General features: G+C 58.8%; 15 protein-coding genes. 6 read left to right on the forward strand and 9 right to left on the reverse strand.

The window, feature by feature from the left end; genetic code table 11:
* Nucleotides 1-2: 2 nt before the first annotated feature.
* Nucleotides 3-5,525: a calcium-binding protein gene (locus ACVHNU_RS03460; RefSeq protein ID WP_473019014.1), complete on the forward strand. Its 5,523-nt coding sequence runs from the start codon at nucleotides 3-5 to the stop codon at nucleotides 5,523-5,525.
* Nucleotides 5,526-5,593: 68 nt separating this feature from the next.
* Here ACVHNU_RS03460 and ACVHNU_RS03465 read toward each other — a convergent pair whose 3' ends face one another.
* Nucleotides 5,594-6,706, reverse strand: coding sequence for an enoyl-CoA hydratase/isomerase family protein (locus tag ACVHNU_RS03465; RefSeq protein ID WP_003222532.1), 1,113 nt, complete (start codon nucleotides 6,704-6,706; stop codon nucleotides 5,594-5,596).
* Nucleotides 6,707-6,838: 132 nt separating this feature from the next.
* Between ACVHNU_RS03465 and ung the strand changes: the two genes are divergently transcribed.
* Nucleotides 6,839-7,531 carry a uracil-DNA glycosylase gene (gene ung / locus ACVHNU_RS03470; RefSeq protein WP_473019015.1) on the forward strand — a complete coding sequence of 231 codons (693 nt, stop codon included), beginning with the start codon at nucleotides 6,839-6,841 and terminating at the stop codon, nucleotides 7,529-7,531.
* A 159-nt stretch (nucleotides 7,532-7,690) separates the two neighbouring features.
* Here the strand turns inward: ung and ACVHNU_RS03475 are convergent, their stop codons facing one another.
* Genes ACVHNU_RS03475 through ACVHNU_RS03495 form a run of 5 tightly spaced genes read right to left on the reverse strand, consistent with a single transcriptional unit; the run spans nucleotide 7,691 to nucleotide 13,060 of the window.
* A complete protein-coding gene (locus ACVHNU_RS03475; RefSeq protein ID WP_007963258.1) occupies nucleotides 7,691-8,725 on the reverse strand; it encodes an AbrB family transcriptional regulator in 1,035 nt (344 codons plus the stop codon).
* Nucleotides 8,718-10,232: a tripartite tricarboxylate transporter permease gene (locus tag ACVHNU_RS03480; protein WP_003222538.1), complete on the reverse strand. Its 1,515-nt coding sequence runs from the start codon at nucleotides 10,230-10,232 to the stop codon at nucleotides 8,718-8,720. Before ACVHNU_RS03480 ends, ACVHNU_RS03475 begins: the two co-directional genes overlap by 8 nt.
* A gap of 1 nt (nucleotide 10,233) precedes the next feature.
* Nucleotides 10,234-10,692 (reverse strand): tripartite tricarboxylate transporter TctB family protein, encoded by a 459-nt coding sequence (locus ACVHNU_RS03485; RefSeq protein WP_201135575.1) that lies wholly within the window; start codon nucleotides 10,690-10,692, stop codon nucleotides 10,234-10,236.
* Nucleotides 10,693-10,750: 58 nt separating this feature from the next.
* Nucleotides 10,751-11,728 carry a Bug family tripartite tricarboxylate transporter substrate binding protein gene (locus ACVHNU_RS03490; RefSeq protein WP_473019016.1) on the reverse strand — a complete coding sequence of 326 codons (978 nt, stop codon included), beginning with the start codon at nucleotides 11,726-11,728 and terminating at the stop codon, nucleotides 10,751-10,753.
* Between the two features lie 39 nt (nucleotides 11,729-11,767).
* Nucleotides 11,768-13,060, reverse strand: coding sequence for an OprD family porin (locus ACVHNU_RS03495; RefSeq protein ID WP_473019017.1), 1,293 nt, complete (start codon nucleotides 13,058-13,060; stop codon nucleotides 11,768-11,770).
* A 236-nt stretch (nucleotides 13,061-13,296) separates the two neighbouring features.
* Between ACVHNU_RS03495 and ACVHNU_RS03500 the strand changes: the two genes are divergently transcribed.
* Both ACVHNU_RS03500 and ACVHNU_RS03505 read left to right on the forward strand, forming a co-directional pair.
* Nucleotides 13,297-13,968 (forward strand): response regulator, encoded by a 672-nt coding sequence (locus tag ACVHNU_RS03500; protein ID WP_003222545.1) that lies wholly within the window; start codon nucleotides 13,297-13,299, stop codon nucleotides 13,966-13,968.
* Nucleotides 13,961-15,346 carry a sensor histidine kinase gene (locus tag ACVHNU_RS03505; protein WP_226501559.1) on the forward strand — a complete coding sequence of 462 codons (1,386 nt, stop codon included), beginning with the start codon at nucleotides 13,961-13,963 and terminating at the stop codon, nucleotides 15,344-15,346. Before ACVHNU_RS03500 ends, ACVHNU_RS03505 begins: the two co-directional genes overlap by 8 nt.
* A 152-nt stretch (nucleotides 15,347-15,498) precedes the next feature.
* Here the strand turns inward: ACVHNU_RS03505 and ACVHNU_RS03510 are convergent, their stop codons facing one another.
* A complete protein-coding gene (locus tag ACVHNU_RS03510) occupies nucleotides 15,499-16,320 on the reverse strand; it encodes an HDOD domain-containing protein (protein WP_473019018.1) in 822 nt (273 codons plus the stop codon).
* Between the two features lie 35 nt (nucleotides 16,321-16,355).
* The gene (gene ygfZ / locus ACVHNU_RS03515; RefSeq protein ID WP_473019019.1) at nucleotides 16,356-17,297 is read right to left on the reverse strand and encodes a CAF17-like 4Fe-4S cluster assembly/insertion protein YgfZ; all 942 of its coding nucleotides are present in this window, start codon (nucleotides 17,295-17,297) and stop codon (nucleotides 16,356-16,358) included.
* Nucleotides 17,298-17,446: 149 nt separating this feature from the next.
* Here ygfZ and ACVHNU_RS03520 point away from each other — a divergent pair, with 149 nt between their 5' ends.
* The gene (locus ACVHNU_RS03520) at nucleotides 17,447-17,701 is read left to right on the forward strand and encodes an FAD assembly factor SdhE (protein WP_003222550.1); all 255 of its coding nucleotides are present in this window, start codon (nucleotides 17,447-17,449) and stop codon (nucleotides 17,699-17,701) included.
* Nucleotides 17,685-18,137 carry a protein YgfX gene (locus ACVHNU_RS03525; protein WP_473019020.1) on the forward strand — a complete coding sequence of 151 codons (453 nt, stop codon included), beginning with the start codon at nucleotides 17,685-17,687 and terminating at the stop codon, nucleotides 18,135-18,137. The genes ACVHNU_RS03520 and ACVHNU_RS03525 overlap by 17 nt, the downstream gene beginning before the upstream one ends.
* Here the strand turns inward: ACVHNU_RS03525 and nadB are convergent.
* A complete protein-coding gene (gene nadB / locus ACVHNU_RS03530) occupies nucleotides 18,106-19,722 on the reverse strand; it encodes an L-aspartate oxidase (RefSeq protein WP_003222555.1) in 1,617 nt (538 codons plus the stop codon). The genes ACVHNU_RS03525 and nadB overlap by 32 nt on opposite strands.
* Nucleotides 19,723-19,968: the final 246 nt, after the last annotated feature.

The following is a 19,968-nucleotide window of genomic DNA, read 5'->3' on the forward strand; positions in this document are numbered from 1 at the left end:
CTATGAGTTGTGTTTTTGATGATTTAGAAAAGTCAATGGTGCTACAGGTTGCGAATACTTCTGAGGGGATGTGGTTTGATCAGGATGCTGAGAGGTATATAGCATCTGAGGAACAGGGGCGAAACTGTGCTTCCTTTTATCGGGTGTTATCTAAAATCATTGGCGAAAAATTTTCTGAGGATATTCTCTTTGAGAAAGATGTAATTGATGTTTTGAAGAGTGCCAGACTTTGGCTTGATGTCGCAATTGATGCTAATGGTGGGCAGGGGGCTTACTCCGCTTTGATTCGCGCCTACACCATGCGGCAAGGAGAACTTCGATTACGTAAGAGGTTTACAGAATCGAAAATGCAGGCCTCCTCAAATCAGGTTGCAGTAAATTTCATGAATATACTGTTATATGGATCGGTTAAGGGCGATTTGGCTCCTTGGACAGTGCCCTCAATCAGTCAAATCGCAGGTATTGATGCGAGCGCTATTGGAGAGGTTTTATTCCTTGATGATCTTGGCAAAGACGATACCGCTACAAGCCGTAACGCAGGTTGGTCTGGAACCATCGGTTTCAGCCTGTTAGGTGGCAAACCCCCGTATGAAACCTGGAGATTGATTTCCGCAGGCGACCCTGGCTCAGAAATCAAAGGTAATCATGAACTGGCTAAAGCTAACAGGCTCGATGATTTCAAGAATATTCTATTTGCCATTGACTCATACAGTGTCGGCCTACGCGCTGCGGTCAATAACTTTGGTGTCAATGTGCTTGAGAGCGTGTTTTCGGTAGTGCCTGAGCAAATCAAAATTGCAATGGCCAGTGGAAACACCAATCCCTTGATCCAGTACGTGGTGAAAGGCACACCTGTTTCGCCTATCGTTGATCTGATCTTGCGATATGGCGTAAATGTTTTTTTTGACATGTTCAAGCGAACATACGACGGCGACTCTAATGCCGCGCCCACCACCGAGGAAACGTTTGCGTCCAATGTGTACGCATTTTTCTCAGCGTTTACACCAATTCAATCCCAAAGCATCGTTACCAAGACCATCAGCGAATATGGCAGAGCTACAGCATGGGCCAAGCTCGCCGCGCAAGACACACCGGTTGGCTTGGCTTTGCGCAATTCTCTGAAACAGCTAAGTGAAATAGTCATAGAAAAAGATGACGGTTTTCCCGGTCGTGGCTTGGAACTCTATGATCCTGCCACGGGTGAAGGCTTTATTACTGAGCAGTGGATTTTTGATCGCGCAGAAATGTTGGCCCGGTTGATATCCAGAACCCATGGTTCGTTCGGAGAAAACACACTGCAGAAGTTTTCCTATTCGGATATAGGCTCAGGCAAACAAGCGCCCATGACGACTGGCGTATCCAATCCGCTGGTGATGTTCGGTGACGACGGAGGGCGATCTTTCGGTGGTGCGATAAATGCCGATCATCTGTATGGCGGTGAGGGCAATGACTCGATCAGTGGACTGGCAGGTAATGACGTTATTGAAGGTGCTCGCGGTAACGACTCGTTAAGCGGTGGCGACGGCAATGACGCGCTATACGGGATGGCGGGTGATGATGTTTTGATCGGCGGCAAGGGTAACGATTCTCTGACAGGTGGCGAGGGTAATGATCGGTACGCGTTTTACAGTGGTGACGGAATCGATGAAATTTTCGATGCAAATGCTGATGGGCAGTTATTGATAAATGACCGTCCGATTCCCGCCCTCAAACGCAGTGCTCTTCTGAGCAACACATGGTTCACGCAAGACCGATCCATAACGTTGACGCTCATTGAAGAACTCACGGAAAACACACTGAACATCCGCTACGGCCAGGGCGATCTGATCGTAATCAAGCACTACAGGCCGGGAATGCTAGGTGTTCAGCTCCCCGACTTCGATGGCCACACCTTTTCAACACCCGATCTGGTTATCCAGGGTGACTGGAGAGCCGCCGATACGGACCCCAATGTTCCCGGTGATCAGCTTTCCTACGATGACTTGGGTAACGTTGTGCTGTTGCCAAATGTAAAACAGAGGAATAAGGCCGACGCACTTTACGGATCGCCCAAAGACGACATCCTCCTTGGGCTTGGCGGCTCCGATCGACTGTTCGGGCAAGCTGGAAACGATCAATTGTTTGGAGACAAACAGTCAACCCTTGAAAAAGCTCTGGCTGATGGTGTCGCCAAGGGGAAGGTCGGTCGTGGCGATTGGCTGGATGGTGGGCAGGGCGATGATCTGCTGGTGGGTACTGCCTCTGGAGACGTGCTGCTCGGTGGCAACGGTCGAGACACACTGGCTGGGGGGGCGGGTGATGACTTCTTGCACGGCGACGATACGACTGGGGTACTGGAGCAAAACTGGAAATATAAACGACATGAAGTCGTTCTTGCCCAAGGCGTCATCAGCTTGCGCACCACCTTCGACAAATCCTCCGTGAAAGATGCATTGGAAGGAGGCAACGACGTTCTGTACGGCCAAGGCGGGAGAGATGTTCTCTGCGGCGGTTGGGGCGAGGATGTGTTGGATGGCGGAACAGAAGATGATCAGCTGAGCGGCGACGGGGGCGACGACACCCTGACGGGCGGCAGTGGCAACGACACATTGTTCGGAGACAACCTTGATTGGGGTGGAGGACTCCAAAGCGGACACCATGGCAACGATCTGCTGGAGGGAGGCAGTGGCGACGACGCTCTCGCTGGCAACGGCGGTAGCGACGTCTTGTATGGCGGCCCCGGCAATGATGCCCTGAAGGGGGATGACGACGTATTGGATGGTGTGGCGGGTGACGCTAGCCATTTCTTCGGACGTGACTTTCTGGACGGTGGTGCGGGCGATGACACCCTTTGGGGCGGCGGTGCTGATGATTTGCTGTTTGGTGGGGCAGGAAATGACGAGCTGGTTGGCGATTACTACGACCATCCGATTCGCCACCACGGTGATGATTTCCTTGATGGCGGTATGGGTGACGACACGCTCCAGGGATTGGGTGGCTCCGACACACTGATAGGCGGGCCGGGCGCTGATGCTCTGGATGGCGACCAGCCAAACCTGCAATCCGGCGGCACCAATGATGACCTCGTTCGAGGCGATGCCGGAAACGACACCCTTTGGGGGGGCTTGGGCGCCGATACGCTTTACGGTGGTGCTGACGATGACTTGATGTCTGGCGACTACGAGCAGACGCCTGAAAGCGAACAGGGTGCAGATTATCTGGACGGTGGTTCAGGCAACGACACGTTGCTGGGCGGCGGTGGAAACGACACGTTATTTGGCGGGGAGGGTGTGGACTATCTGCGCGGTGACTCAGGAAATAATGTGTTTGATGGCGGGGCCGGTAACGACTACCTGGAAGCGGGGGGCGGAGATGATATTTACTATTTCGGAGCTGGTGATGGGCTTGATGTAGTTGTAGACGCCGGTGGCAACAATGTCATGAAGTTCGGAGCCGGTTTTTTTGCGGACAATCTGAAGATTGAAATTATCGATATTGAAATCGGTCTGGTATTGCGGCTGGCCAACGGAGTAGGTGACGCCGTTCTGATAAAAAATCACGAGACGTGGCGAGACTCAACTTTCAGTTTCAGTGATGGAGTGGTCTTGAGCTACCAGGATGTCATCAAGAAAACGCTTGCTCCGGTAGTTGTGATCGAACCGCCGGTAATGGAAGTGGTGGACAAGGCAGACATAGAAGAAACAGAAGACACGAGTGAATACAGCGGTATCGCAAGCGTTCCCGTCGAGTCAGCCATTGATGTTTCGAGCGAAGGAAATGAGGCTGAATTGGGTGATGGCATTGAAGGGGTGGAAAAATTCCTTGGGGAAATTCAAGGAAGGCGTTCGAAAAACAGGCAAGCCACGGGTTTCACCCTCAATGATCAAGGTGTCTGGGTCAGAAATCACATTTTCACGACTGATACGGGTTTCATCACTTATTCCGACTTGATTGACGAAAGCATCGAAAACGGATCTTTGTCTGACACACCGCAGTGGATGAACGCTCCATCTGGCAGAGCTGTGTACAGCGACAGGCAGACGAGCTCTGCATCCCACTCCCATTTCAAAAATACAAAGGTTGAGGGGGCAGCAAACCCATCGAACCATAAACCTCAATATTATCGATCTGGTTCGGGTAGCGGTTTTTCGTTTAAAACAGGAGACGTGCTGGTAGAGGATAGAAACAAGTCAGGAACTATCGAAGGTTGGTACATCTATCCTGCAGCAAGCTTCAACTCTGGCGAAACTGTCCGTAAAGAATTTCGCCGGGATGTAAAGACCGAAACCATCAAGCACAAGACTGTACAAGGTGACGCCGGCGGCGGACGAGTGAACCTGGAAGTCGGGAATACCTTTCATGGCGGTAAGGGTGATGACCTGATAGTCGCTTATGCGCTTACCCCACTTGATTATGGTTCGGTAAATGACAGATTACCGGGGGCCATACTATCGGCTGGAGCGGGCAACGATACGCTGCTCGGATCCGAGGGGGCCGATTATTTAATCAGCGGTTCAGGGATTGATTGGCTCTACGGTGAAAATGGTGCCGATACCTACACTGTGCAAGCACACGCTGGCGCAACGACCATTATTGCGGATGTACTGAGTCCTGTTTTTCAGCGCCCGGAAGTGGGTGTGACGGGGTGGAAAGACGAGTATGGGCGGATCGATCAAGATGTTGTCATTCTTCCAGATGGGGCAAGGCTGGAAGAGCTGCAGTTAAGTTGGGGGGCGGTGTTGATTGAAACAGTCAATATCGAATTGGCCCCCAATCCGTCACGTGACAACTATCGCCATCCACCTCGGGCGAAGATGCTCTATTCGACCCTCGATATCAAATGGGGGACTCAGCAGGTTCGTATCGTTTTACCCAATGCAGGGGATCTCCAGGGCTCCGGGATCGAAGTCATAAGGTTTGCCGACGGCACCAGCGCCAGCCTGAAGACTCTTCTGGAGTCTTGTCAACTGGGCCCTGCCCCGGATACTTACCATAATGCCGTCGTCATTGATAATGCGACGCCCGCCCAATCTATTCGAGATGCTCAAACGCTGCCGCTGGTGGGCGGTCACGGTAATGATTTGCTGACTGGTAGCTCTGGCGAGGATGTGCTGCTGGGTGGGCCAGGTAATGACACGTTGTCCGGCGGGGCGGGCGATGATGTTTATAAATATGATGGTCTTGGCAGGGACGTGATTGATAACTCGGGCGGTGGTATTGATGGAATCGATTTTTCAGATGTTGACTTGAATATCGGGCAATTGAAATTCCATCGCGAAGGTGATGATCTGGTAATAGTTGTGAATTACGGTGTTTCACCGAAGATGCGAGTGTCCAATCATTTTTCTGAAGGGGAAAGCGCCATCGGCTATATAAGGGTTAGAGGCGAAGGTAAAGCGACTCAGGACTATACTGCCACTGAAATTGCTGAACGTTTGCATCCTCTTCCTCCGTTAAGGGATGTGGAGGATATCTTGATTAAGAATAACGAGGAGTCATCAATCGCTATTGCGGAAATAGTTAAGTTTTACGAGTTGAATTTTTAGGTTTAATACGGTCAGTTAAAGCTTGCCCGCGATAGGCGACAAGCGGGACTATCGCGGGCAGTTGCCAATTAATACTGCGACAGATCCGCCAACGGATGCCGACCTTCCCAGACCTTGTGAAAGTGCGCTTCCACCACCGCGTCCGGCACGGTATTGACGTCCGGCCAATGCCAGTGCGGTTTCTGATCCTTGTCGATCAGTCGCGCCCGCACCCCTTCGCTGAATTCCGGATGCCGGCAGCAGTTGAGGCTCAGGGTGTATTCCATCTGAAAGACTTCGGCCAGCGACAGGTGGCGCGCACGGATGATTTGCTCCCAGACCAGGTGTGCGGTCAGTGGCGAACCCTCGCTCATGGTTTTCGCGGCACGGGCGATCAGCGGGTCGCTGCTGTCACGTTGCAGGCTGATGGCTTTCCAGGCGCAGGTGACGTCGCTGACGTCGAGCAGTTCGTCGATCTGCCGGCGGCGCGGCAACCACTGTGCCTCGGGCATCTGCCCCACGGCTTCCTGTTGCAGGGCCTTGAGCAGACTGTTGAGCTGCATGTCGGTCTGTTCCTGCCAGTTGAGTTGCAGCAGGCCTTCGATCAGCTGTGGTTGCTGCTCTTCAAGCAGAAAGCGGTCGGCCAGATCGAGGTCGATCGCATCACGCCCGTTCATGTGCGCTCCGGTCAGACCGAGGAACAAGCCGAGCTTGCCCGGCAACCGTGACAAAAACCAACTGGCCCCGACGTCCGGATACAGACCGATGGTGATCTCCGGCATCGCCAGGCGACTGCTCGGTGTGACGATCCGCGTGCTGGCGCCTTGCAACAGGCCCATGCCGCCGCCGAGCACGTAACCGTGGCCCCAGCAGATCAGCGGTTTGGGGTAGGTGTGCAGGCTGTAGTCCAGGCGATATTCGGCGGCGAAAAACTGCGCGGCCAGTGGTGGGACTTCACCGGGGTGGGCGCGGCAGGCTTCCACCAGGCTGCGCACTTCGCCGCCGGCGCAGAACGCCTTGGCGCCGTTGCCGCGCAGCAATACGCAGACGATTTGTGGATCTTTGGCCCAGGCGTTCAGCTTGTCGCTCAGGGCGTTGATCATCGGCAAGGACAGCGCATTGAGCGACTTTTCAGCGTCCAGGCTGGCGATCCCGAGGCGGGCGCCGTCGGTGCCGGTGAGTTCTTCGAAGTGCAGATTCATCGTGACCTCGATCGGGAATTTGAACGATCAGTATGATCGCTGTGTGGGAAAGTGCCGGATCTGCGTCAGATCAATTGACAAGCGTGGTCGGCTTTCCTAGGGTTCGCCCCATTGTTTTTGCCGGGTATGACCATGACTGCTGACGACCGTATCAAACTCGAACCGAGCTGGAAGGAGGCACTGCGTGCTGAGTTCGACCAGCCTTACATGGCAGAGTTGCGCACTTTTCTGCAGCAGGAGCGGGCGGCCGGCAAGGAAATCTATCCGCCGGGACCGCTGATTTTCAACGCGCTGAATTCGACGCCGCTGGATAAAGTCAAAGTGGTGATCCTCGGCCAGGACCCGTACCACGGCCCGGGCCAGGCCCATGGCCTGTGCTTTTCGGTGCAACCCGGCGTGCCGGCTCCGCCGTCGCTGGTCAACATCTATAAAGAGTTGAAGCGCGACCTGAACATCGACATTCCCAACCACGGCTACCTGCAGAGCTGGGCCGATCAGGGCGTGTTGATGCTCAACACCACCATGACCGTCGAGCGGGCCAATGCCAACGCGCATAAGGACAAGGGCTGGCAGTTCTTCACCGACCGGATCATTGAAGTGGTCAGCGAATGCCAGCCGCATCTGGTGTTCATGCTGTGGGGCGCACATGCGCAGAGCAAGCAGAAGCTGATCGACGCGACCAAGCACCTGGTGCTGACGTCGGTGCATCCGTCGCCGTTGTCGGCTTATCGAGGCTTCCTGGGTTGTGGGCACTTCAGCCGGACCAACAAGTTTCTTGAGCAGAATGGCGAGGCGCCGATCGAGTGGCGGTTGCCGCCGATTTGATCGGCTGAGTAAATCTGTGGCGAGGGAGCTTGCTCCCGCTCGGCTGCGCAGCAGCCGCAAAACCTGTGATTTCGGTGTGCCAGAAGCACCCGGTTCAAGGATTTCGGGTCTGCTGCGCAGCCCAGCGGGAGCAAGCTCCCTCGCCACAGTGACTCGGTGTTACTCGGGATTACGGTTCCAATACTTGAACAATGGCTCCGCCAGAAACAGCACAAACAGCAACCGCATTACCTGCATCGCCGTCACCAGCGGTACCGACAGTTGCAGGGTCTCCGCCGTCAGGCTCATTTCGGCAATGCCGCCGGGCATCATGCCCAGCGTCAGCGAACGCAAATCCAGGTGAGTCAGGGCACTCAGGCCCAACGCCGCCAATGTTGCGATCAACATGGTCAGTGCCGTGCCGATCAGCGTACGTCCCATGAAAGACGGCGCGCGGCGGAAGAACTGTCGGTTGAAGTGACAGCCCAGCCCGCTGCCGATCAGCCACTGGCCGATCTGGCTGCCGCCATCCGGCAGGCCGATGTGCAAATCCCAGGCAATGCTCACCGTGGCACTGACCAGCAACGGGCCGAACAGCCACGGATTGGGCTGACGCAAACGCTGCCAGAGCCAGGCGAGCAGGGCGCCCGTGGGAAACAGAATCGCCAGCCAGCGCCAATCGACGTTGCCGGCGTGAGATATCGGCGTACCGTCACCCAGCAGATATTTGAACGCGGCCGGCACGCACAGCACCACCACCAGCACCCGCAGACTTTGCCCCGCCGCCACATGGCTGAGCAGCGCGCCATTGCGTGCGCCGAGGTTGACCATCTCGCCTGAGCCGCCGGGCATGCTCGAGAAAAACGCCGTGGCACGATCCTCGCCGGTACGGCGCATCAACCACACGCCGACCACCGCCGACAGACTGGTGACCAGCGCACCGAAGAAGATCAAACCGAAATGACTCAGCACCTGCTCCATCACCACCGGGGTGAAGTGCAGGCCGATGCCGATGCCGACGATCCATTGGCCGCATTTGCGCCCGCCAGGGATCTCGGTCAATTGCCAGGGTGTCAGGCAGCGCACCAGGATGATCGCCAGCAGCGAGCCGACCATCCACGGCAGTGGCCAGCCGATCTGGCTGGCGATAAAACCGCCAAGCAGACCGACCAGCGGGGTGGCCCACCAGCTTCTAAGGGAGGAGCGATCAGACATCGGCGATGGCGCGTTGCGCTGCCGAGCGTTTGCGCCAGATGCGCAGCAGCGGCATCAGCAACATGATCGCGGTCAGGACCCAGACACCGAAGGTGATCGGGCTCGACCAGAGGATTTCCAGCGCACCGTTGGAGATCGACAGCGCGCGACGCAGGTTCTGCTCCATCAGCCCACCGAGAATGAACCCGAGCAGCACCGGCGACAGCGGGAAATCCAGCTTGCGCAGGATGTAACCGAAGATGCCGATGCCGACCATCAGGAACAGGTCGAAGGTGGTCGCATGCACCGCGTACACGCCGATCCCGGTGATGATCGCGATCACCGGCACCAGTGCCCAGTTCGGCACGGCGAGGATGCGGGTGAAGATGCGGATCATCGGGATGTTGAGGATCACCAGCATGATGTTGGCAATGAACAACGAGGCAATCAGGCCCCAGACGATGTCCGGTTGCTGTTGGAACAACAGCGGCCCCGGGGTGATGTTGTACAGCGACAGCGCGCCGATCATCACTGCAGTGGTGCCCGAACCGGGTACGCCGAGGGTCAGCATCGGCACCAGCGCGCCACAGGCCGAAGCGCCGATCGCGGTCTCCGGAGCGGCGAGGCCACGGGCGTCACCCTGACCGAATTTGCCGCCGGCACCAGCGATGCGTTTTTCGGTCATGTAGGCCACGGCACTGGCCAGCGTCGCGCCGGCGCCCGGCAACACGCCCATGATGAAACCCAGCAAGCCACAACGGATGTTCACCACGAACACCGACGCCGCTTCCTTGAAGTTGAACATCATGCGCCCGGTGGCCTTCACCGCTTCCTGACCGCGATGGGTTTTTTCCAGCAGCAGGAGGATTTCACTGACCGAGAACAGACCCAGCACCAACACCACGAACTGGATGCCGTCGGTCAGGTGAATGTTGTTGCCGGTGAAGCGGTACACGCCGCTGTTGGCGTCGATGCCGACGGTCGACAGGAACAGCCCGATCAGCGCCGCAATAAAGGTCTTCAGCGGTCGATCGCCGGCCATGCCGCCGAGGCAGACAATCGCGAACACCATCAGCACGAAGTATTCCGCCGGGCCGAAGGCAATCGCCCATTTCGCCAGCAGCGGGGCGAACAGCACCATGCCGCAGGTGGCGATGAACGCACCGATGAACGAACTCCACGCCGACAGCGACAGGGCGACACCGGCCAGACCCTGACGCGCCATCGGATAACCGTCGAGGGTGGTCATCACGGTGGAGGCTTCGCCCGGAATGTTCAGCAGGATCGAGCTGATCCGCCCGCCGTACTCGCAGCCCAGATACACCGCCGCCAGCAGAATCAGCGCCGACTCCGGTGGCAGGCCAAGGGCGAACGCGATCGGGATCAGCAGGGCCACGCCATTGATCGGGCCCAGGCCCGGCAACAGCCCGACCACGGTGCCGATCAGCGTGCCGGTCAGGGCCGTGACCAGGTTGTACGGACTCAGCGCGACGCCGAAGCCCTGACCCAAATAACCGAGAGTATCCATATCAGTTCTCCAGAACGTCGAGCAGGCCCAGAGGCAGCGGAACGTCCATCAGACGGTCGAACAGCAGGTACAGACCGATGGCCATCAACGTTGTCACCACGATGCTGGGCAGCCAGCGACCGCCGTACAGGCGCGCCATCGGGATGCCGATCAGGATGCTGCTGAGGATGAAGCCCAGCGGTTCGAACAGGCCGGCGAACACCAGCAGCAGGACGACGCAGATGCCGATCTTGGTCAGGGTTTGGCGATCCAGCGGTGGCTCGTCTTCGCTGTGTTTGATCGGTGCCGGGCGGAACACCATGTACAGCAGCGCCACGCCCATCAAGCCGAGCATCAGCAGGGGAAAGGCGCGCGGGCCGACCGGTTCATAAGAAAAAGCCGCTTGATACGGCCACGCCATCAGCGCCAGGCCGACGCAGGCCAGCAATAGCACCGAGGCGAAAATGCGTTGTAAGAGCATGGGAAACTCCTGTGCCGAGGCCTCGATGCGCGAGGCCACGGCGGCTAGAGAGAGACGATCACTGAATCAGGCCGAACTCTTTGGCCAGCACTTTGTAGTCCGCCACCTGTTTCTTCACGTAGGTGTCCAGCTCCGGGCCGGTCATGGCGAACGGGAACAGTTCACGTTGATCGCGCAGCTTGGCGAAGTCGTCCGAGGCCAGCAGTTTGTCGAAGGCGTCTTTCCACCAGGCGTAGTCTTCGTCGCTGACTTTTGGCCCGAGGTAGAAACCGCGCACCACCGGCCAGACGATGTCGTAGCCCTGCTCGCGAGCGGTCGGGATGTCTTTCATTTCCGGTTCGTCGATGCGTTTATCGGCGAACACCGCGAGCAGACGCATGTCACCGCTCTGGATGTGCGGCATGGAGTCGGAGATGTCGGTACTACCCACCTGGATGTGACCGCCAAGCAGCGCGGTGGCAATTTCGCCGCCGCCTTCGAGCGCGACGTAACGCAGGTCTCGCGGGTTGATTCCGGCGGCCTTGGCGATCAGTGCGGTCTGCATCCAGTCCTGACTGCCGACCGTACCGCCGGAACCGATCACCACTTTGCTCGGATCTTTCTTCAGCGCCTGAACGAGATCGTCGAGGGTCTTGTAGGGCGAATCGCTTTTCACCGCGATGGCGCCGTAGCTGGTGCCGACGGCGGCCAGCCAGCGCACGTTGGTTTCATCGAAACGACCGAACTTGCCTTGCGCCAGGTTCAGCAACGAACCGCTGGACCATGCCACCAGCGTCCCGGCGTCGGCCGGGCGCTGGGCGACGACCGCGTTGTACGCCACCGCGCCGACACCACCGGGCATGTAGGTCACGCGCATCGGTTTGGTCAGCAGTTTTTCGTTGACCAGCGCGCTTTGCGCCAGTTTGCAGGTCAGGTCGAAACCGCCACCGGGAGAGGCCGGTGCGATGCATTCGGGGCGTTTTGGTTCGGCCATCAGTTGGCCGGCGAACAGCATGACGCCGGCGGCCAGAGCAAATTTACGCAGTGATAAGTTCATCTATGTCTCCTTGGGAGTTGTTGTTATGGACGTATTGAATTACCAAAGGGCAACGCTATAGCTCACCAGCAGACGCACTTCATCGGCATCGCGGGCGGAGTAGTTGGAACGGTAAGTGGCATTGCGCAGACGCACGGCAACATCCTTCAGGGCGCCGCTTTGTACTACATATTTGATCTCGGTGTTGCGCTCCCACTCTTTGCCTTCGTCGCCATTCTTGAGCTTGATGTTGTCACCGCTCAGGTAACGGCTCATGAACGACAGGCCCGGGATGCCGAGGCGGGCGAAGTCGAAATCGTAACGCGCCTGCCACGAGCGTTCTTCGGCGCCGGCGAAGTCATTGATCTGCACGAAGTTGACCTGGTACGGGTCGCTGCCATCGACATACGGGAACGCGCTGTCGCCAGACATGTGCTGATAACCGGCAGTGAATTTGTGGCCGCTCAGGGCATAGCTGACCAGACCGTTGAGCGAGCGGTTGTCGATCTCGCCACCGCGGGCCGCGCCCTGATCGTCACTGACCGCAAAGCGCAGGTCGGTGGCGAACGTGCCCGGCCCCATTGGCCGCGAGGCGACCAGACCGAAGAAGTGCTGGTTATAGACTTCGTCGAGCTGGGCGAAGTGGTAACTGCCGGTGATCTTGTCGGTGAACTTGTAATCCACGCCGGCGAAATCGAAATGCTTGCCGGCCACGGTGCCAGCGAAACGGCTGTTCTTGTTGTTGAGGGCGATGTCCTCGAAATCGGTACTGTCGCGATCCTTGGCTTTCTCCAGACGCCCACCGGTGAAGGTCAGGTTCTTGATCTCTTTGGAGGTCAGCAAACCACCTTCAAAGGTCTGCGGCAGGATGCGCCCGTCGTTCGGTTTGAGGATCGGCAGTTCCGGAATCAGGCTGCCGATTTTCAGTTCGGTGGCGGAGATTTTCACTTTGCCGGTCAGGCCGACTTTCGAGTATTCGTTCGCCGCGCGTCCGTCGTCGTGGGTCGGCAACAGGCCGGTGCCGGTGCGATCCGGGCTCGAATCAAGTTTGACTCCCAACATGCCCAGCGCATCGACACCGAACCCCACGGTGCCGTCGGTGTAACCCGATTGCAGATTGAGCATGAAACCCTGCGCCCATTCATCGCGCTTGGATTGCTGGGCACTGGTGCCATCGCGAAAGTCGCGGTTGAAGTACATGTTGCGGGTTTCGAAGGTGGCGGAACTGTCTTCGATGAAGTCGGCGTAGCTCAGCGGCGAGAAACCGGCGAGGGCAGCAGTGCTGGCGAGGGTGGCGTGGCGCAAACGAGAAGGACGAACAGGCTTGAGAGCCTTGGTCTGCAAGGACGGCATGCGGGTGTACTCCGTTTATTGTTCTTATTGGTCGAAAACGCATCGGGGCGTTTTTCGTATCGCTGTGTGGCAGCAGCGACGGCAGTCGGAACTGTCCGTGGGCGGACTCTAGCGGGCTAACCTTTCACTAACCTTTCAGCCGGATTTCGCGGTTTTCGGGCTTCACAGCGGCGGTTGCGGCTGTAAACTCCGCGGCAAAGAATGGCGTCGGCCATCCGTGAATGAGGTAACGATCCATGCGTGTCCTGCTCGTCGAAGACCATCTGCAACTGGCCGAAAGTGTCGCTCAGGCGCTCAAGAGCACCGGTCTGACCGTGGACGTATTGCACGATGGTGTGGCCGCCGACCTGGCGCTGGGCAGCGAGGAATACGCGATGGCGATCCTTGATGTCGGTCTGCCGCGAATGGACGGTTTCGAGGTGCTGGCGCGCTTGCGCGCACGCGGCAAGAACCTGCCGGTGTTGATGCTGACGGCGCGCAGCGATGTGAAGGACCGGGTCCACGGCTTGAATCTCGGCGCCGACGATTACCTGGCCAAACCGTTCGAACTGACCGAGCTCGAAGCTCGGGTCAAAGCTCTGCTGCGGCGCAGCGTGCTCGGTGGCGAGCGTCAACAGCGCTGCGGTGTGCTGGCCTACGATCTCGACACCCGGCGCTTCAGCCTCGGCGAAGAACTGCTCACGTTGACCTCTCGCGAACAGGCGGTGCTCGAAGCGTTGATCGCCCGCCCGGGACGGGTGATGAGCAAGGAGCAACTGGCCGCACAGGTATTTGGTCTCGACGAAGAAGCCAGCCCCGACGCGATCGAAATCTACGTGCATCGCCTGCGCAAGAAACTCGACGGCCAACCGGTGGCGATCGTGACTTTCCGTGGCCTCGGTTACTTGTTGGAAAGCCGCGATGCATAAGCCCAGCAGCCTGCGCTGGCGGTTGCTGTGGAACCTCGCGTTATTGCTGGTGGTGTTGATGCTCGCCAGTGGTTTAAGCGCGTACTGGAACGGGCGCGAAGCCGCCGACACGGCCTACGACCGAACCCTGTTGGCCTCGGCGCGAACCATCGCCGCCGGCCTCTCGCAACGCGACGGCACGCTCAGTGCCGACGTGCCCTACGTGGCCCTCGATACGTTCGCCTACGACAGCGCCGGACGGATTTACTACCAGGTCAACGACATCCATCAGAAGCTGATTTCCGGCTACGAAAACCTTCCCGGGCCGCCACCCGGCACCCCGAGAACCGACAGCTATCCAGCGCTGGCGCGTTTCTACAACGCGACGTATCGCGGGCAGAACGTGCGTGTGGTCAGTCTGCTCAAGGCCGTCACCGAACCGAACATGAATGGCATGGCGGAAATCCGTGTCGCGGAAACCGACGAGGCGCGAGTCAGCATGGCCCGCAGTCTGGCGGCCGATACGCTGCTGCGCCTGGGCATGCTCGCGATCGGCGCCTTGTTGCTGGTGTGGTTTGCGGTGAGTGCGGCGCTACGTCCGCTGGAGCGTTTGCGCACGGCGGTGGAAGAACGACAGTCGGACGACCTCCGGCCGCTGCCGCTGGTGGAAGTGCAGCGCGAATTGTGGCCGCTGGTGCGTGCACTCAACCATTTCACCGAGCGGTTGCGCGGGCAGTTCGAGCGGCAGGCGCAGTTCATCGCTGATGCCGCACACGAACTGCGTACGCCGCTGGCGGCGTTGAAGGCGCGGCTGGAGTTGGGGCTGCGTTCGACTGAACCGCAAACCTGGCGCAGTACCCTGGAATCCTCTGCGCAAAGCACCGATCGCCTGACCCATCTGGCCAATCAACTGCTGTCGCTGGCTCGCGTGGAAAACGGTGCCCGGGCGATTGCCGAGGGGGGCGCGCAACTGCTGGATCTGAGTCAATTGGCCCGCGAATTGGGCATGGCCATGGCGCCCTTGGCGCATGCTCGTGGGGTCGCGCTGGCGCTGGAGGCGGATGAGCCGGTTTGGCTGCGGGGTGAACCGACGTTGCTCAATGAACTGCTGAGCAACCTGGTGGACAACGCGCTGGCGCATACGCCACCGGGCGGCAATGTGATTCTACGGGTCGCGGCACCGGCGGTGCTTGAGGTTGAAGATGACGGGCCGGGGATTCCGCTGGAGGAGCGTGATCGAGTGTTTGAACGCTTCTACCGGCGCAATCAGCAAGTCGCGGGTTCAGGGTTGGGGCTGGCGATTGTCGGGGAAATCTGCCGGGCGCATCTGGCGCAGATCACGTTGCATGATGGCGAGCAGGCCGGTTTGAAGGTTCGAGTGAGTTTTATCGCCGGATAGCAGCCGAGATGGCTTTTGTGGCGAGGGAGCTTGCTCCCGCTCGGCTGCGCAGCAGTCGTGATCCCTGAGTGCAAGGTTTGCCTGATGAAGGGAGGCTGCCTGGTTTTGGGGCCGCTTCGCAGCCCAGCGGGAGCAAGCTCCCTCGCCACAGGTCAGTAAAACATCGTCCGCGATTCTTCCAGATCCGCGCACAATTGCTTGTTCTCCGGATCGATCCCCAGTTTCCTGAACGCCGGCACACTGAGCGGATCAATCCGTGCAATCGGATGATCACTGTCTTTGTGGCAATACAGGCTCGCCACCTGCACCAGATCGACGTAATCGATGTGCGCCGAGTCGCGTTTGAAGTCCAGGTACAGCCCCGGTAACGCCACCAGTTGCTCGGGAAACTCCCAGACCCGCAACAGCTTGTCGCCCAGCAGCGGATGAATATGGTCGATCACATGGTTGAGGCTGACCGGGTCTGACAGCAGTTCGTAGTGATCTTCGGCGTAGGTCAGGATCGGCAGCACACCGATCTGATGCACCAGTCCGCCGAGTGCTGCCTGATCAGGCTTGAGTTGGGTATGCCGACGGCACAACGCATAACTGACACCGGCGATTTCCAGACTCTTGCGCCAGACTTCGCGCATCTTCTGTTCGACCACTTCGGAGCGGGCGTGGAAGATCTGTTCCATCACCAGACCGATCGCCAGGTTGCTGCTGTAGTTGACACCCAGCCGGGTGATCGCGGTGTGCAGATCGGTGACTTCCTGGGTCGCGCGCAGCAACGGGCTGTTGACCACTTTGATCAGGCGCGCCGACAGCGCCGTGTCACGGCCAATCACTTTGCTCAGGGTGCTGACGCTGATTTCCGGGTCTTCGGCGGCCTTGCGAATTTGCAGGGCCACTTCCGGTAACGTTGGCAGAACCAGGTCATCGTTATCGATGGCCTCAACCAAATCCTGTTGGACCTTATCCGCCAGCTCGCTCATGTGGACTCTCTAGGGTGTTGCAACAAAAGCTGCGATCAGCGCTGGATTTCGCGGTCGCGATCCAGTTCGTAGGGCAAGTCGAGCAAATGCAGGGCTGGCCCTTCGAGGGCGCCCAAGTGCAAATCACCCGCTTCGGCAGCTTCGGCCTGCAACACCGCCAGCAGTTCAATTTTTTCTTCGGCGCGGGCAGCAATCACCACTTCGCCGATGGCACTGCCATGGCTTGGGGCGAACAGCGGGGTGCCCGGCTCCGGCAGTTCGCTCGCGTCCAGCTGCACGCGGTAGAGACGACGCTTGAGCTTGCCGAGGTACTGCATGCGCGCGACGATTTCCTGGCCGGTGTAGCAGCCTTTCTTGAAACTCACGCCACCGACGGCCTGCAGGTTGAGCATCTGCGGGATGAACAGCTCGCGGGTGGTCGGCATGACCTGGCCGATACCGGCGCGGATTTGCCCCAGCAGCCATTGGTTCAGATTGCCCTCGGACAGGGCGGCGGCCAATTTGGCCTTGATGGCATCGGCTTGATCGGCCGGTACCCAGAGTTCGGCGCGACCCGGCGAGACGCGAATCGCGATCAGGCCTGCGTTGCGCACCACGCTGTCGGTTTCGCCTGGCAGGTTCAGACCCAGGCTGGCCAACGCAGCGTCGCCGTGCTCCAGGCCAAAACGCACCCAGGCGGCGCTTTCGTCGGTCAGTTTGGATTTGGAGAACACCGCGTACTTTTTCAGATCCGCCAGCTGTGGCTCCAGCAGTTCGCTAGCCATCGCCAGCAGCACGCCGTCACCTTCGAGCAGAATGCGGAAGCTCGACTGCATCCGGCCTTTTTGCGTGCAGCGCGCGCCCAGGCTGGCCTGGCTGTCGCTGAGGTAATTGATGTTGCAGGTCAATTGGCCTTGCAGGAATTTGCCGGCATCCACGCCGCGAACCGCGAGTACGCCTTCATGAGACAGGGTGCAGAAAAAAGCAGAATCGGCCATGGGTCATCGCAGGGTAAAAAGTCTGGGGCACATCATAAGGGCGCGTTGTTGAAATGGGTAGTTGATAAAGGATCGGTGGTGCCCGACCAAAGCCGACTGTGCGACCCGCGTCGGGGCTGTATACTGCGCGCCTATTTGAGGAGGGCTCCATGGTCGAACAAGTTGAACTCAATCGCCTCTTCTGGCACAGCCGCCGTGGCATGCTGGAACTTGACGTGCTGCTGGTGCCGTTCGTGAAAGAGGTCTATCCGCACCTCAACCAGGTCGATCGCGACTTGTATGTCCGTCTGCTGACCTGTGAGGATCAGGATATGTTCGGCTGGTTCATGGAGCGCAGCGAGTCCGAAGACCCTGAGCTGCAGCGCATGGTGCGGATGATCCTGGACCGTGTTCAGCCCAAGTAACACGTTCGAATGCCGCTGGCATGCCTCACGGCAGTTGCTGGCGGCGTATCTGTTGGCCCAGGCGTTCGCTTTGGGTGCGTTGTTTCTCCTGTCGATTCCACTCTGGGCCAGTCTGCTCGGGGCTTTCGCCTGTCTGCTGCACGCCGCGTGGGTGTTGCCACGGCAGATTCTGCTGAAGCATCCGCAGGCTTTTTGCGGATTGCGCCGCGACGCCGATGGCTGGCAGCTGTGGAATCAGGCGGGTGGCTGGCAGGCTGTGCAGTTGCGCCCCGACAGCCTGGCGTTGCCACTGATTGTGGTGCTGCGTTTTCGTTTGCGCGGGGAGCGGCGGGTGCGCTCGCTCTGCGTACCGCGAGACTCGCAGGCAGCCGATGTGCATCGACGCCTGCGGGTGCGGCTCAAGTTCAGCCGGCGTAGGTGGGCGGCACCAGAATAGTGTCGAGCGCCTCGGGCAGCAGGTTCGGGTAGTCGAGGGTGTAATGCAGTCCACGACTTTCCTTGCGTTCCATGGCCGAGCAGATCATCAGTTCGGCTACTTGCGCCAGATTACGCAGCTCGATCAGGTCGCGGCTGACTTTATAGTTGCTGTAGAACTCGTCGATCTCGTCCAGCAACAGACGCACGCGGTGCTGAGCCCGTTGCAGGCGCTTGTTGGTGCGCACAATGCCTACGTAGTCCCACATGAACCGACGCAGCTCATCCCAGTTGTGGGCGATGATCACGTCTTCGTCGGAATCGGTCACCTGGCTGGCGTCCCATTCGGGCAGGGCGTTTGGCGCGGCGACGTCATCCAGTTGCGCAAGAATGTCCGCTGCCGCCGAGCGGGCATAGACGAAACATTCGAGCAGCGAGTTGCTGGCCATGCGGTTGGCACCATGCAGACCGGTGAAGCTGGTTTCGCCGATCGCGTACAGCCCCGGCACGTCGGTACGACCGTGCTGGTCGACCATCACCCCACCACAGGTGTAGTGCGCTGCCGGTACGACCGGGATCGGTTGCTTGGTGATGTCGATGCCGAAACCCAGGCAACGTTCGTAGACGGTCGGGAAGTGGCTTTTGATGAAAGCTTCAGGCTTGTGGCTGATATCGAGGTAGACGCAGTCGACGCCCAGACGCTTCATTTCATGGTCGATGGCCCGGGCGACGATGTCGCGCGGCGCCAGTTCGGCACGTTTATCGAAACGCGGCATGAAACGTTCGCCGTTGGGCAGCTTCAGGTGCGCGCCTTCGCCACGTAGCGCTTCTGTGATCAGGAAACTCTTGGCCTGCGGGTGATACAGGCAAGTGGGGTGGAACTGATTGAATTCCAGGTTCGCTACCCGGCAACCCGAGCGCCAGGCCATGGCGATGCCATCACCGCAGGCGCCGTCGGGGTTGCTGGTATAGAGGTAGACCTTGGCCGCGCCGCCTGACGCAAGGATCACGAAGCGCGCGCCGTAGGTGTCGACTTCGCCGGTCGCGCGATTCAGCACATAGGCGCCGAGGCAACGCTCGCCGTCCATGCCCAGACGGCGTTCGGTGATCAGATCAACGGCAACCCGTTGCTCAAGCAACTCGATATTGGCGCGCTCTCTGGCCTGGGCGAGGAGGGTGGTGAAAATCGCTGCACCGGTCGCGTCGGCTGCGTGGATGATGCGCCGATGGCTGTGACCGCCTTCACGGGTCAGGTGGAATTCGAAGCCGCCGTCTTCGGTCCCGGACTGTTCGTCGCGGGTGAAGGGCACGCCCTGGTCGATCAGCCACTGGATGGCTTCGCGGCTGTGCTCGACGGTGAAGCGCACTGCGTCTTCATGGCACAGACCGCCGCCGGCGTTAAGGGTGTCGTCGACGTGGGATTCGACAGTATCGGTATCGTCCAGCACGGCAGCGACACCGCCCTGGGCCCAATAGGTCGAGCCGTTGGCCAGATCGCCTTTGCTCAATACGGCAATGCGCAAGTGACCCGGCAGGGTCAGCGCGAGACTCAAACCGGCAGCGCCGCTGCCAATGACCAGAACATCATGTTGAAACTGTTGGCTCATTTCAGGATTCCGCTCAAAGCGACCCGGATCGGGGGTGGCGCAAGACAGCTGGATCGGCGAGTCAAGACAGCCACACAGCCCACTAGTATATAGAGGGGGGGAGCGGCACAATAGCCGGGCTCGTATGGCATTGTGAAACTACTGTGACGACAAAAGCTTGACGCTTCGTCGGACGTTTTTTTCCGTCGTTTTGGGAAAAGGCGACTGTATCGAGGATGAAACAGGCTTTTTCCGCGCACGGTCGCT

This window comes from Pseudomonas sp. Ors-4-3C (assembly GCF_055755035.1).

Coding starts and splice junctions, on each gene's coding strand:
- ACVHNU_RS03460 (WP_473019014.1), top strand. CDS start 3: ATGAGTTGTGTTTTTGATGATTTAGAAAAGTCAATGGTGCTACAGGTT.
- ACVHNU_RS03465 (WP_003222532.1), bottom strand. CDS start 6,706: ATGAATCTGCACTTCGAAGAACTCACCGGCACCGACGGCGCCCGCCTC.
- ung (WP_473019015.1), top strand. CDS start 6,839: ATGACTGCTGACGACCGTATCAAACTCGAACCGAGCTGGAAGGAGGCA.
- ACVHNU_RS03475 (WP_007963258.1), bottom strand. CDS start 8,725: ATGTCTGATCGCTCCTCCCTTAGAAGCTGGTGGGCCACCCCGCTGGTC.
- ACVHNU_RS03480 (WP_003222538.1), bottom strand. CDS start 10,232: ATGGATACTCTCGGTTATTTGGGTCAGGGCTTCGGCGTCGCGCTGAGT.
- ACVHNU_RS03485 (WP_201135575.1), bottom strand. CDS start 10,692: ATGCTCTTACAACGCATTTTCGCCTCGGTGCTATTGCTGGCCTGCGTC.
- ACVHNU_RS03490 (WP_473019016.1), bottom strand. CDS start 11,728: ATGAACTTATCACTGCGTAAATTTGCTCTGGCCGCCGGCGTCATGCTG.
- ACVHNU_RS03495 (WP_473019017.1), bottom strand. CDS start 13,060: ATGCCGTCCTTGCAGACCAAGGCTCTCAAGCCTGTTCGTCCTTCTCGT.
- ACVHNU_RS03500 (WP_003222545.1), top strand. CDS start 13,297: ATGCGTGTCCTGCTCGTCGAAGACCATCTGCAACTGGCCGAAAGTGTC.
- ACVHNU_RS03505 (WP_226501559.1), top strand. CDS start 13,961: ATGCATAAGCCCAGCAGCCTGCGCTGGCGGTTGCTGTGGAACCTCGCG.
- ACVHNU_RS03510 (WP_473019018.1), bottom strand. CDS start 16,320: ATGAGCGAGCTGGCGGATAAGGTCCAACAGGATTTGGTTGAGGCCATC.
- ygfZ (WP_473019019.1), bottom strand. CDS start 17,297: ATGGCCGATTCTGCTTTTTTCTGCACCCTGTCTCATGAAGGCGTACTC.
- ACVHNU_RS03520 (WP_003222550.1), top strand. CDS start 17,447: ATGGTCGAACAAGTTGAACTCAATCGCCTCTTCTGGCACAGCCGCCGT.
- nadB (WP_003222555.1), bottom strand. CDS start 19,722: ATGAGCCAACAGTTTCAACATGATGTTCTGGTCATTGGCAGCGGCGCT.